Below are 13,490 nucleotides of genomic sequence, written 5' to 3'. Positions count from 1 at the left end.
ATTTTGTTACATAAAATAGATATTAATCCCTTTAATAAGTTAAATAGGATATAATGTGTATAAAAGTAAGCGTACGCTAAAAACGAAAAAGCTTTGTTTGCATTGCAGCTTGAGGGGAGAAAATTTTATTGGAAAAGGAAATTATTAAAGAACCTAATTTTAGTAGCTATGAAAAGAGATTATCCTATCATTATCAAATCTACCTTTTAAAGTACCTGAAAATGTATATATTGTAGGAACCATGAATACTGCTGATCGTTCTATTGCTCTTTTAGATGTAGCACTTAGAAGACGTTTTGGGTTCATTGAATTAATGCCGAATTATGCTTTGTTTGATAAGACTGTATTTGAGGGATTGCCACTAGATAAATGGCTTAAAGAATTAAATGCTAGAATATGCGAGTGCATAGGCGCGGATGCTCGAAACTTACAAATTGGCCATTCGTATTTTTTAGAAAAAGAGAAACCTATTATGGAAAATGAAAAGTTTAAAAGAATTATTAGAGAAGATATTATTCCTCTTATTGAAGAATATTGTTATGGTGACTATGCTTTGATTTCTAAGATTTTGGGTGAAGGTATTGTTGATGTGAAAAATCAAACCATTAGATCTGAGTTGTTTAATACATCAAATATCGCGGGCCTCATAACGGCACTACTCTCACCATGTCCAATAATACGCGAAGTAGGAAAAGTAGCAGAGGATGATGAAATAGAGGAAGAAATTGAAATTGAAAAGGTCAATGAGAGCAGTAGTGGTGGAGATAAAATATCATGAATCAAACTGTCAATTTAAAAGAGTGGGACAGCATAATATTGAAGGATATAGAGTTGCCTGATAACGACACTCGTGATATAGCAAAAGTACTTAATAATAAAGGAATTATAGAAATCATAGAACTTAAAGGTGGATTATCTATAAGTAGTAATTCTTATGTTGGTAGAATTAGACTAGGAGAACTACAAATAAACGTGTACCCAAAGATAAATGGTATGCCACTTTATAAACTGCTAAGGTATGCTTATGGATTAAGAGAGCTTAAGTTATTTAATGAGGCTGAGCATGATATAGGTAATTTTAAGTTCTTTGACTTACTTATTTATGAGCTTTATGTTGAAGCAGAGGACTTGCTCCATAGAGGAATTCAAAAGAGTTATATTAAGCGAGGAGAGAACTTATCATCACCTAGAGGCAGAATTGATATTAATAAACTTTGTGGTCAAGGCGGAATTACAAAGGATACATTGCCTTGCAATTACTTTAATAGGGATGAAAATAATATATTGAATAAAACTTTGCTTGCAGGGTTAAAACTTGGATTAAAACTAGTGTTAGAAACTGGTCTTAAAATTAAACTTCAAAAGCTGTGTTTTAGTTTAGAAGAAAATATTAGTGATATTACTTTGACAAAAGCAAGTTTGAAGAGTGCAAGAAATAGTATTAATAGATTAACTAGAAGGTACTCTGCGGTACTTGAAATAATTAACATTTTGTATGAATCACAAGGTATTCAATTAGAGGGAAGTTCTAAACATATTAATTTACGAGGATATTTTTTTGATATGAATGCATTTTTTGAAACACTAATAGGAAGATTGCTGCAGAACTGTAGTGAAGGCTACTCTGTAAAAGATCAGTATAGCTTACATGATATGTTCATTTATACATCAGGGTTTAACCCCTGCCACAGGAAATCACCTACTCCAAGACCTGACTTTGCCCTTATGAAGGAAGGCAGGGTAGTGAAACTACTGGATGCTAAATACAGAGATTTGTGGGAAAGAAGTTTACCAGCTAAAATGCTATATCAGTTAGCAATTTATGCAGTAAGCGGAATAGGGAATAAGACTGCAACTATATTATATCCGACACTTTCAGATATCCCAACTAATGCAAAAATAAATATAAATGACCCTATATCATGTGGAAATATTGCTAGTGTTATATTGCAACCTGTAAATCTTGAAAAAGTAGCCGAACTTGTTTCTGGTGATTTAGGGGAGTTAATGGGTTATATCATGGAAATGATAAGGCTAAAGAGATGCTATTATTAATAGGTAAGGGTAAAGGATCAGATCATGCATCAGCACAATCAGTGGAAGTTTATAAAAATATTGTGAGTTAAATAAAACTAAATTTATAAGGGTGGTAAATAACATTATTAAATAAAAGGTGCTTTTCTTAAGAATTAATAACTTGGTCTAAGAGATGTTGCAAATATATTATATAAATATTTGAGAATTAATAGTAAAACAAATTTTGGTGACAATTTATTCGTGACTAACGGAGGTTCTAATGAGCGAAGTGAATTTGCTAACAATATAGGTATGATAAGTAAACATATGATATAATTTTGTATAATTGGTTAAAATTGTGTAATACTATGAAACTTATATTTTATTATATGGAGGTATCAGAATATGTTAAAGGAAATTGAAGAAGCAGTAAGATTCTATATTAAACAAGGGATTGTTACAAGAAAAGATGTAAGATCTCTTGATGTTAGAACTATTGCTAGACGTTTTGAAGATGAGTTTAAAAAACTTGGATATACTGAAGTAATGCTCGCTGAAATAGCTCTTTCGGGTTATCGTGATTATTCCGGAGTATTATATAATTCTAATGAATATACATATAATGAAGTAAAAGATTATATGATTAAAAATGTATTAAGTGAAACCTAAAACAAAAATTATCCATTATTATATTATGAAGGCTATGAGTGTTGGAATATATAAAACTTATTCAAATACCGTATTATTCAGAAATGAAATTTTACGGTATTTTCGTGTTGTAACAAGAATAATATTATGAGCTATTCCGAATACATTAGGATTTCAGCAAAACAAATTGTATTTATAATTTGTTCACGTCCCCCGGGGGATTTTATGAGTGAAGCGAATTTGTTAAAAATTATCGTAGAAGAAAGGTAACTTCAAGTAAACTCTAGTCACATCTAATCATTAAGTTAACAGGTTAGCACTTTATACGAGTTAAGGGAAATGATAACAGGCCCAAATTAGATCATTTTTCTTCAATTGTTTTGTATAAATCTTATTCGTCAAATGTTACTTTTGAGTTCTCAATTGACGATTTTAAAAGTTCTATACCTCTTACTCCATCTGAACCACAAGTTGTACTTATCAACTTTTCATGTAACTTCAGAATATATTCAACTGATATATATTTCATTTAGCTAATTCCTTACAAAGTAAAAATTTACAGTTTTTACTACGACCTCGGAGGCCGTTACATAAACTGTAAATTTATGTTTGCTAATGACTACGTTTTGTTGAGAAAAATAAAATTGTATCGATAGGGTGTGGTTATAGCCTCATTCGTGGTCTCTAGTGATAGGGTTATATGGGCGTTATTGGTGGCTAAAACGGGCTAAACGCAGTCATACCAACGGCTCTATCGAAGCGATACTATGAAGCAAATTTGAATATAAGTAGGGGAGGTGGGGTAAATCTTTCACATTTTTGTTCTTTTATTTTGGATGTTTTTATAGAAATTATGATGACTAGAAATACAAAACACTGAACAATGTTTCTATGACTAGCTTGGAGAGGTTTAAACAAGTGAATAAGATAAACGTTTTATACACTTACTTTGCTTTTATAGTAAAACACTGATACTTGTACTATTTATATTTACTAAATATAAATCATATTAGATCAAAATGTAAATAAAGCATCTACTATTTGTAGGTGCTTTATTTGTATTACTATGTTGATGCACTATTTTAGTTAGTTACTCCTTTTTTTACCATATCAACTTTATCCCATGTTGATTGTGCCTCACTAGCTGTTATACCAAAATTTGCTGAGGCGTCATTAAATACTTCTGTATCATATTTGTCTGCTGAATATTTACCATTAAGTTTATCGTAGTAAGCCCACCTGTCTTGGCAATACTGCCACACTTGTTCATCTGTACTTGTACTTGTGTCTGGAGTAGTTGTAGTATCTGTACTTGTACTTGTGTCTGGAGTAGTTGTAGTATCTGTACTTGTACTTGTGTCTGGAGTAGTTGTAGTATCTGTACTTGTACTTGTATCTGGAGTAGTTGTAGTATCTGTACTTGTACTTGTGTCTGGAGTAGTTGTAGTTGAACTTGTAGTTGCAGTGCCTGTACTTGTATTTTTAATCATAATAACCAAAGCTACTACAATAATAATTCCAAGTATAACAAAATTCCTCTTCTTAATCTTTTTCATTTTTATCCCCCAAATTTTAGAATTATCATTAACAGTATATAACAATTATTCATATAGTCAAGGAATTTAGGCTTGGAGAAGCATCAGTCTCTTGAACGCTTATATTGAGTTCTTGCGCGAAGATATCCTATAGACTTATTACTAGGTAGCAATATAATGAACAAAATCTTTGTCTTATCACCTTATACTGATTTAAAATTTATAATAAACATATGATTACAGCTATATGTTTATTATTAATTTTAATAGGATTAAATGGTAATATTAAATAAATCGGTTATGTCAAACTTGTACAAATATGACATATAAAGGACGTAAAAGGACTTAATTTTTTAAACAATTATAGGGGGGGGAATAGTGAAAACGTATAGAGAGTTACATTTTCAAGGTACCGTGAATCAGTTGTCTGAATTTATTAACCAAATTGGAAAGTATGCAGTAGGTGATTGGAAGTTGAGGAAACAGTCGGAACCATGAAAAGAATATCTTTTTTTTGATTATAATGGAGAACTTGTCGATAAAGCTTGTGTTTCTATCCATATAGGTGACAAAATAACAAAAGTTGAACTCAGGGTAGGGAATATTGTTCCGTTGGTGAAAACAGAACTAAGTGTTGATGAGTATAATGCTGTACTAGTTAGGTTTTATGATAATGTCATAAAGCCATATAAAGAATGTGATACGGAATTAATTATTTCAAAACCAAGTGAGGATATATTTGATTCTACATCAGTAATTTCTGATAAAGCATTAAAAAAGCTACAAGCGTTTTGCTCGTCAGCAAATAAATCTACGGGTTCTTCTCACCCACTCGATCAAGAAAGATGGTTTGCTTTTATTTGTCAAACTGTTGATGATGGTAAAACCTTTGATTACTCTGTATTAGCAAAATTCCTGCAAGATGAAAACTATTTGGGGAAAAAGTCGGATGAGTTCAATGGTGTTATGGGTGATTTTGCTTGGGATGAAGACCAGGCTTATGAATTAGGTAACGAGTACGAAAATTCATGTGTAATTCTTCGTTACTATAAAAAGATAAGGGGTATATAACGTGAAGTGGTGGGACTATATTATAAGTGCTATAAGTGCGGTCGGTACCATTTTTTCATTAATTGGTGCTTATAAATCTAATGTTTACTATCAAAATAGCAAACAACTAACTATATATGCAAATACTAATAGTGCATTTATCGAATCACAAAAAATAATTACTACATTAACAGAAATGCTAAAGCTTGGAAATAGAATACAAAGTAAAAACTTACAGTTTTTACTACGACCTCGGAGGCAGTTACATAAACTGTAAGCTTATGTTTGCTAACTCCGTCATAGTCTAATTTTTATTGTTACTCTTTTTTGCTTACGTTTATTTCTTTAAATCTTATTTCCGCTGCTCTTATTGCTTAAACACCCGTTTTGCACAACACATTAATACCTTTAACAATAGTTACAATTACAAAAGCTTCTACTAATTCTTCCATAGTTAAGCCTGCTTCTATGGCAGCAACAGCATGTGCCTTTGCACCTCTTATAAAAATCATTGTTGATGAAAATGGGTTAATACTATATCGAGTGGAACGAACCCCTGATTTTCGTTAGTTTCGCTCTCTGTATTACTAACAACGCCACCTTTTATAATACCAACTACTTTGTTTTGGTCATTTAATACTACTCCACCGCTAGCTCCATGAAAAACAGTACCACCTACGGTAAAAAAAATCGCTCCCATATAATACTTACGGCTTGTAATATAACATGTCTGAACATTGTAAGAATTTCCTTTCATAAAATTCGGATATCCTATGATTTTTACTTTATCACCAACTTCTACAGAACTACCTGCTTCTAAAAAATTTTCATTATCTTTATTAAACTTATAAATTGCATAATCAATATTGAGATCAGATTTGATTTCATTAATTTCTTTAGATATAACACAAAGGCTAGTTTCTTCATATTCATTATAATGATATGCCTTATAAAAAGCGTTATCCTGTGTAACATGAAAGGAAGTTACTAAACCAAAATCTTTAAGCAAGAAACCAGAACCCTGAACGCCGTTATTATCGCCTTTCAATACCAACACATTGCTAATTATTTTGTCCTTAAAATCCTTTAATTTACTAATGTTAAAAATTTGATCTTTAAATATTATATTAGCTTTTTCAGCACATTTTAAATAGATAAAATCATTTTTACCACGGATGTCTTTAATGAAATTAATTTTTCCTTTAATAACGGCTTTAAACCATAAGACCACTTGTGTTTCATAATTTTTATCATCTATATTTGCTTTGATTTGTCCATTTTTACAATATCCTTTTTTTACATATGTTTTTGCAGTATTATAAACATTATCTTTTTCACAATTGTGTAGTATTGCACGAATATTTTTTAAGTATTCTCTTTTTATATTAGTAAATTTATTTACTACCAATCCCGTTACTTCTTGTCTAGTATTCTTAGTATTTAAAAATATTTTATCTTCATTAACTACAAATCCATTATCTTTTATCGCTTTATTTAAATCTTTGCCAAGTTTTAAATTAAGTATGTCACTATTTATCATATTGCTAGAAAACTGTTTATCAAAGGTTGAAAATGTTATATCATCAGCATATCGTGTATATTTACTATTATTTTTTTTAGCAAGTCTAGTTAATCTAGTATCTAGTGGACTGCAAATCATATTTGTTATTATCGGAGATGAGGGTGCTCCTTGTGGTAAAACAGCATTGCAACATGCAATTTGCGAAATAACTATAGCAGCATCTTTACTTATATCATAAGGTCCTTTTACTAACATCCCTAATACTCTTCCAAAATGAATCTGTGTAAAAAAATCTTTTAGATCTATGTTTAAAATAGCTTTTCGTTTACAATGATTATTTGCATTTGTAACAATATTTTTCCCAATTACAAATCCATGGGTAGAAGGTTTTATTTTGTAAACTAGGTTTAATATATAGGCTAGTTTTCTTTGAATACTTTTTAATTCCGCTTGAGGAGCATTGATAATACGTTTATTACCATTTTTCTTTAATACAGTAAATGTAACATATAAATTTTCTGGCCTTTTGACATACAAAAAATATCTTAAACTCTTATCTTCTATTTCTAATAGATCCGACACATCAGATCTATTTTTTAATTTATAAAAACAATCTTTTATTTGTTGATCAGTTTTTTTAAACATCTAAATCACGTCCTTAAAAATGTGTATATAGAAGAATTCAACATTCTGCCAAAAACTCACAGATAAAAAATGAAGAAAATTTCAACATAATTTATAAAAGTAAACACGAGGAGCATATGTCCCTCACTTGAAATAATTGCGTTGCGTATCGCTAACGAAAAGCAATTCTTCTATATACATTTATATTTTACCATAATTATTTACAAATAAGTATAAAATCCACTTGCAATCATAAATTTATTTATATTTAGTCAAATTATGTAATATACATCAAGAACTTAACTATATAACTCTTACAAACCAAAAGGAGATGTATTCTATCCTCTTTAATGCCGTTTCAGAAACATTACTTGAACTTTCAAAAGATAAAAAATATTTAGGAGCCCAAATTGGTTTTATGAGTATTCTTCACACTTTTGGTCAAAACCTTATGAATCATCCTCATATACATTGTGTAGTACCAAGTGGTGGATTAACTTCTGATGGCACAAGATGGATAAACTCAAATAAAGATTTTTTTATTCCAGTGAAAGTTTTATCAAGAAAATTTAGAGCGAAATTCTTATTTTATCTTAAAAAAGCTTATTATAGTAATGCTCTCAAATATTCTACTGGAATTGAAGAATTAACAGAAAAACACATATTTCTAAGCTTTATAGGTAAGGTTATATAAAAAAGAATGGGTTGTATACTGTAAACCCCCTTTCGGGAGTACAGAGCACGTGCTTGAGTACCTTGGTAGATATTTTCACCGAGTGGCTATATCCAATCATAGGATTGTGAATTTAGAAAATGGATATGTAACATTTAAGTGGAGAGATTATAAAGACCATAATAAAGAAAAATTTATGACTCTTACTGTAGCTGAACTTATGAGAAGATTTTTCATGCATGTTTTACCAAGGAAGTTTGTTAAATTAGACACTATGGAATATTAAGCAATAGAAACAGATCAACCAGACTTCAAAAATGCAAAAAACTTACAGATGCAGTCCAAAGTAAAAGTGAAAATTCAAATGTTAAGTTAAGTGCGGCCGAGCTTCTTCTTAAGCTGACAGGAATAGATATAAATATCTGTTCTTGCTGTGGAAAAGGTAAAATGATTACAAAGGAGAAGTTGGATCGCCAAAACTATTCTCCTCCAAGAGAAACAAATAAAATAGCATAAAGTCTTGATTTAGGAGAGGGGGGAAATACGTCTATTTTTTAAAATAATCATTATTTATGAGGGTTATAGATACATTAATGGAAATTACAGTAACGGTCGTAAATTTAAATCTAATTTCAGAAAGAGGTGAAAGATTGAATCGCCATAGCAGTGCTAACGCGGCATCGTTCAAGAGTTCGTTTCAGACATCGAGCAGTTTTCGTAGCTATCATAGTTTAAGTAAATACTTAGGATGATAGCTTTTATCGGCTCAACATCTGAAAGCAAACCTATTCCTTTCACGACGTTGTTTATGTACCTATAAATAGCATATACCTTCATTCATGTTCTTTTGATATGCAACACAGCTCTATTTTACTGCATAAAAGCTGTCTAATTGAGAATATACACTCCATTTATGCATGATTTACAGCTTTTATATAATATAAAAAAATAAAATAATAATGATTGAGGGACCATTAAGATTTTAAATTTGCTGAAAAATAACTTGCCAATTGATTTTATATCAATTTTGCTATAACTGATGATTATAATGGACTTTACATACTGTGTAGTATTTATTAGAGGAATGTGTAAAATATATATTTGATATTTTCAATAAAAGTCACAAATATCAATAAAAAAGAGGGAATTATCAATTATTATCGAATTTTAAAGTCTTAGTAAATAAAATAACAAAAGCTATCAATGGGGGGATATATATGAATAAAGTATTAGTTACTGGGTTAGGAGTTGGAAATGATATTGGTGTGTGTGGTGCATGTAATTTAGACTTTTCATGGCTTCGGAATAGTCCTTCTACATTAATTTGGTCAGATAAGATTATTTTAACAGAAGGTGCATGGAATTTTCAAAAGAATAAAGTTACCGATAAAATGGATAAAGCTACTAACTTAATATTGGAAATTGCCGCCAATGAAGGGATTATCGAAATAATCAATCCAAAAGAAATTTTTAATGATGTAATACCAAAAGAAATAATAGCAGAAGCAGAATATGATAGTGATCTTTTAAGAGAGAGGTTTCCAGAATTCTCGAACGAAGAAAATCCTAGCGAACTTACAATTAAGGGGAGAGGGTATTGCATCCCATATATTTCAGCTATATATGCTAGTATGAAAATTGCAGAAGGAATAAATGCTAACTGCTTATTTAATAGAGCGGATTATAATTATTTGTATTATAAATATGGAATAGCCACAAAATTGATTACAAACGACGATAGTATAAAATGTATGGAAGAAGTATTTAAAGTAATTATACCTAATGAGTTAGTTTTTCATAATTATGCTTTTGTAGATGATTGTAAGTGTAATACATGTACTAATATAAATAGCTGCAGCGACATATACTTGAAAGAAATAGAAGATAACTTATACAAAATATTAAAATGGAGAGAATATGATGAAATTTTACGAGCGAAAGAGGAAGTTCAAAAGATAATAGATATAAAGAAAAAATTTGGAACGGATATAGACCCATTAGAAGTTAAGCGAGAGTTTTATGAAAAACAAAAAAAAATTAACAAGCTTATTAAAAAGGTGTTTCCTAAAATGAAAAGGTGGACTAATTTGACGACTGTTCTGGCTACACCTGCGTCATTATACTCCGTATCAGTCGCAAATAAACCCATGGCAATTATATCAACGGGGGCATTAGGTTTATCTACAATGGCTGATCAGTATCTAAAATATTATGAAAACAAAAATAATTGGGTAGGATTTATTAATAAAATTAATAATATTTAAATCTATACCTTAGTTTTTTCATTCAAGATAATAAAGGTTATATTGCATGTTTTGGGAATTAATTGAAAAGTTTTTATAAATAATACTATCAATGTGAACATTGATAATGTCCTAGAGATGTAGTGTGAATTATATTATTATTTCTATAGATGTCACATATAGACGTGGCTTATTATTGTGCAGCTGATATTAATTCATAAAATGTGCTATCACCACAATTTTAAAAGTCTAACTTTGGGACGTGGTATATTTAGTGAATATTGTACTAGCTAATATGGTGCATACAAAATTTTAATATTTTATTAATTTATATTGCAGCTAAAATATTTTTTAAATAAAAAAAGTGCGTAGAATTACATCACATAAAATATAAAATATATATGGATTTAAAGTCTATATGGGTCTCATTTTTGGGCGTGGATTATTTGAGGTGCTAGCATAATTTAGTTAATATTGAGTGAGGTTAGATTATGAAATTATAGGGTTTTCAGGAAATTTAGTGAAGTGTAAAAATCCTTATGAACAAAATAGATAACTAGATTATACAATTTTTATCTTAAAAATTAACCAATATTGTTGAATATTTTAAAGGATTATACATATATATGTGGAAGTTACAGTTAATAATCTTAATCTTGTAACTGTTAACTGTAAGATAAGTAATATTGGATTCTACAGTAATTGCGACTCAGCAAGAGCTTTAGGCTTGTAAATGAGATATATAAAGGAGATGAATTTTAGTGATGATTTGATACTTAGTATACATTCTGTCACTAAAGATAATTTATGAACAATCAAACATCAATCATAGCATCAAATGAATATATTATTGTAGATATAGAAACTACTGGCTTTTCCGTTGATTATTGTAATATTATAGAAATTGGGGCTATTAAAATTAAGAATGGTAACATTGGAGATTCCTTTCATACATTCATAAAGCAAGATACGCCTATACCACCCTTTATTAAGCACTTAACAGGAATATCTAACGATGATGTTGCACTAGGATTATCTGCTGATGTTGCGATAAGGCAATTTCTGAATTTTTCAAAAGAACTGTCTCTTGTTGGACATAATATTTCTTTTGACTATCGTTTTCTAAATCATAATAGCGAAAAATATTTGGGTAAAACTATGGAAAATGGACGAGTTGATACAGTTCATTTAGCAAAAAATTTGATTTCTGATATTCCAAATTACAAGCTTGGGACATTAGTTGATTATTTTAAAATCACTAACGTTGGTCAGCACAGAGCAACTAATGATGTACAAATGACTTATGAACTCGTAAAATGTTTATCTCACCTCCATAATAATTATCGTGAAGAATATAAAATACAGATTCAAAAAAGCACCGAATTTGGAAAACAGTTTAATAATAAAAAAATTTCAATTAAGACTAAATTAAAGTACATTAATACAAGACTATTGGAATGTATTTTTACAGATATGAATTGTAAAGTGTATAATGCATTTTATTCAACAAGTGAATGTCTTATCATTAATGATAGAACTTACGTCCGTTTTTGTTCACAAGATACTTTTGATGAAATTTGGGAGCCGTGGCTATCAAAAGCAAAAAAACGACAAAAAGAAGGTTCTCTAGAAGTATTTAGTGAAAAACAAATATGTGAAATTTTAAATATTCACATTGTAGAAAAGCTAAAGTCTAACCGTAAGGTTCCTGTTTCAGCAAAAGATATTGTACCCGCTACAGATATTTTTGATGAAACACACCCCTTATATCAAAAGAAATGTGTATTTACCGGAGTGTTAGATCAATTTGATAGAACTACTGCCATGCAATATGTCGCAAATGTAGGTGGCATATGTAAAAACGGTATTACCAAGGATACAAATTATTTGATCTTAGGTGACAACTCTTATTGTGCATCAATTAAAGATGGAAAAAGCTCTAAGCAAAAAAAAGCTGAAGATATGATTTTAAATGGTTTAGATATTCAAATAATACCCGAAACTACATTTTACCAAATATTAAAGAACGAATAAATTAGGAGGCTATAAGCTTGAGTTTAGAAAATGTAATAGAACATATTTTTCAAGACATCATTATAGAAATGGAATTACCCACGAATTCATTATATATACATTCAAATAAAGGAAAGGGTAAAGAAACTTCTAAATCTCTTTGTATAAGTAAACCTGAGTATCCCCAAATTCCACATAGCAACAATACACAAACTAAATCTGCTATCATACTGAATATTTCAGTTAATAATAATATTGAGTTGATTATAAAGAATAAACAATTTAAAGAAATAACTGTTCCAAGTGATGCCATTATTAGGGGTGTCAATTCTGACAAAGAATTTACTCATGTAGTATTTGATAAAGAGAGTGAAATACTGCATAATTATATAAAAGCTCACACCATTTATTGTATTAATAATTACGAATTCAGTGATACTTTTGGTTGTTGTAGCAAATATAATGAATGCTCTGATGCAAAACGCTGCTTACATGAAAACAAGTTATATGCTAAAGGGTGTTATTACAGAAAAAATCTTGAGTCAGGCCAAATATTCTACGGTTTGAAAAAAGCAGAAAGATGTGAAATTTAATTTTCACATCTTTTGTGTTCACCCTACAACTATCGTTTGATTTATAGAAAAATTGTAGGTTATTTATTTATTTATTTATTGGCTTGATCTCTAACTTTATTTATAGCACATAAATATTTTGTCTTTGCAGTATATCCATAAGACACGGCTATGTGGTTAGTTGAAATCCACATTGTAGTTTTTATAGGAAAGTTTGATATAGGTAACTCTGCATATTCAGCCGATTCTACTAATATTTTATATGGATTATAATCAACTTTTATATTTATAGCTTTAGATTTTAATATTAGCTTTTTTGATCTATTCTGTTACACAAAATAGATATTAATCCTTTTAATAAGTTAAATAGGATATAATGTGTATAAAAGTAAGTGTAAGTTTAAAATGATGATGAATTTAGGACTAGCACTAATAGCTATGGGAGTATTGCTGGGGGAAGTTCATTTAAATTTATAATGTACAAAAGGGACAGCGATGGCAAGTGGGTTACTAGGAATCCTAAAAACCCTATGATTTTGACAACAGAGGTAGCCGTTAATTTAGGGAGAGATCTAAAAATTCTCTAACAGAAGG

The 13,490-nt window shown here is 29.7% G+C and carries 11 protein-coding genes and 2 pseudogenes; 9 read left to right on the top strand and 4 right to left on the bottom strand.

What is annotated here, in order from left to right:
* The first annotated feature begins 241 nt into the window (after positions 1 to 241).
* From KPL44_RS20875 to KPL44_RS20865, 3 genes are all read left to right on the top strand, one after another.
* A complete protein-coding gene (locus KPL44_RS20875) occupies positions 242 to 778 on the top strand; it encodes a hypothetical protein (protein WP_216254281.1) in 537 nt (178 codons plus the stop codon).
* Positions 775 to 2,055 carry an McrC family protein gene (locus tag KPL44_RS20870; RefSeq protein WP_216254278.1) on the top strand — a complete coding sequence of 427 codons (1,281 nt, stop codon included), beginning with the start codon at positions 775 to 777 and terminating at the stop codon, positions 2,053 to 2,055. The genes KPL44_RS20875 and KPL44_RS20870 overlap by 4 nt, the downstream gene beginning before the upstream one ends.
* Before the next feature lie 366 nt (positions 2,056 to 2,421).
* Positions 2,422 to 2,685: a hypothetical protein gene (locus KPL44_RS20865; protein WP_216254264.1), complete on the top strand. Its 264-nt coding sequence runs from the start codon at positions 2,422 to 2,424 to the stop codon at positions 2,683 to 2,685.
* Between the two features lie 370 nt (positions 2,686 to 3,055).
* On the opposite strand, the gene KPL44_RS20860 is transcribed toward KPL44_RS20865, so the two are convergent.
* On the bottom strand, positions 3,056 to 3,193 hold the full coding sequence (locus tag KPL44_RS20860) for a death on curing protein (RefSeq protein WP_216254262.1): 138 nt from the start codon (positions 3,191 to 3,193) through the stop codon (positions 3,056 to 3,058).
* Positions 3,194 to 3,746: 553 nt separating this feature from the next.
* The gene (locus KPL44_RS20855) at positions 3,747 to 4,220 is read right to left on the bottom strand and encodes a hypothetical protein (RefSeq protein WP_216254259.1); all 474 of its coding nucleotides are present in this window, start codon (positions 4,218 to 4,220) and stop codon (positions 3,747 to 3,749) included.
* A 594-nt stretch (positions 4,221 to 4,814) separates the two neighbouring features.
* On the opposite strand from KPL44_RS20855, the gene KPL44_RS20850 reads away from it, so the two are divergent.
* Both KPL44_RS20850 and KPL44_RS20845 read left to right on the top strand, forming a co-directional pair.
* The gene (locus tag KPL44_RS20850; protein WP_216254257.1) at positions 4,815 to 5,270 is read left to right on the top strand and encodes a hypothetical protein; all 456 of its coding nucleotides are present in this window, start codon (positions 4,815 to 4,817) and stop codon (positions 5,268 to 5,270) included.
* Between the two features lies 1 nt (position 5,271).
* Positions 5,272 to 5,526, top strand: a complete 255-nt coding sequence (locus KPL44_RS20845; RefSeq protein ID WP_216254254.1) for a hypothetical protein — start codon at positions 5,272 to 5,274, stop codon at positions 5,524 to 5,526.
* A 97-nt stretch (positions 5,527 to 5,623) separates the two neighbouring features.
* Here the strand turns inward: KPL44_RS20845 and KPL44_RS20840 are convergent.
* Both KPL44_RS20840 and KPL44_RS20835 read right to left on the bottom strand, forming a co-directional pair.
* Positions 5,624 to 5,752, bottom strand: a pseudogene (locus KPL44_RS20840) (carboxymuconolactone decarboxylase family protein); the annotation flags it as partial.
* 5 nt (positions 5,753 to 5,757) lie between these two features.
* On the bottom strand, positions 5,758 to 7,416 hold the full coding sequence (locus KPL44_RS20835; RefSeq protein ID WP_216254251.1) for a reverse transcriptase domain-containing protein: 1,659 nt from the start codon (positions 7,414 to 7,416) through the stop codon (positions 5,758 to 5,760).
* 265 nt (positions 7,417 to 7,681) lie between these two features.
* On the opposite strand from KPL44_RS20835, the pseudogene KPL44_RS26220 reads away from it, so the two are divergent.
* The 4 genes and pseudogenes from KPL44_RS26220 to KPL44_RS20810 all read left to right on the top strand — a co-directional run.
* A pseudogene (locus KPL44_RS26220) lies at positions 7,682 to 8,584 on the top strand (IS91 family transposase); the annotation flags it as partial.
* A gap of 701 nt (positions 8,585 to 9,285) precedes the next feature.
* On the top strand, positions 9,286 to 10,332 hold the full coding sequence (locus KPL44_RS20820) for a hypothetical protein (RefSeq protein WP_216254246.1): 1,047 nt from the start codon (positions 9,286 to 9,288) through the stop codon (positions 10,330 to 10,332).
* Positions 10,333 to 11,118: 786 nt separating this feature from the next.
* Positions 11,119 to 12,345, top strand: a complete 1,227-nt coding sequence (locus KPL44_RS20815) for an exonuclease domain-containing protein (RefSeq protein WP_216254243.1) — start codon at positions 11,119 to 11,121, stop codon at positions 12,343 to 12,345.
* A 17-nt stretch (positions 12,346 to 12,362) separates the two neighbouring features.
* The gene (locus KPL44_RS20810; RefSeq protein ID WP_171298207.1) at positions 12,363 to 12,917 is read left to right on the top strand and encodes a hypothetical protein; all 555 of its coding nucleotides are present in this window, start codon (positions 12,363 to 12,365) and stop codon (positions 12,915 to 12,917) included.
* Positions 12,918 to 13,490: the final 573 nt, after the last annotated feature.

It is taken from the genome of Clostridium sp. DSM 17811, from assembly GCF_018861905.1.
Lineage (GTDB): Bacteria > Bacillota > Clostridia > Clostridiales > Clostridiaceae > Clostridium_AD > Clostridium_AD frigoriphilum.
This window is presented reverse-complemented; position numbering and strand designations above follow the sequence as displayed.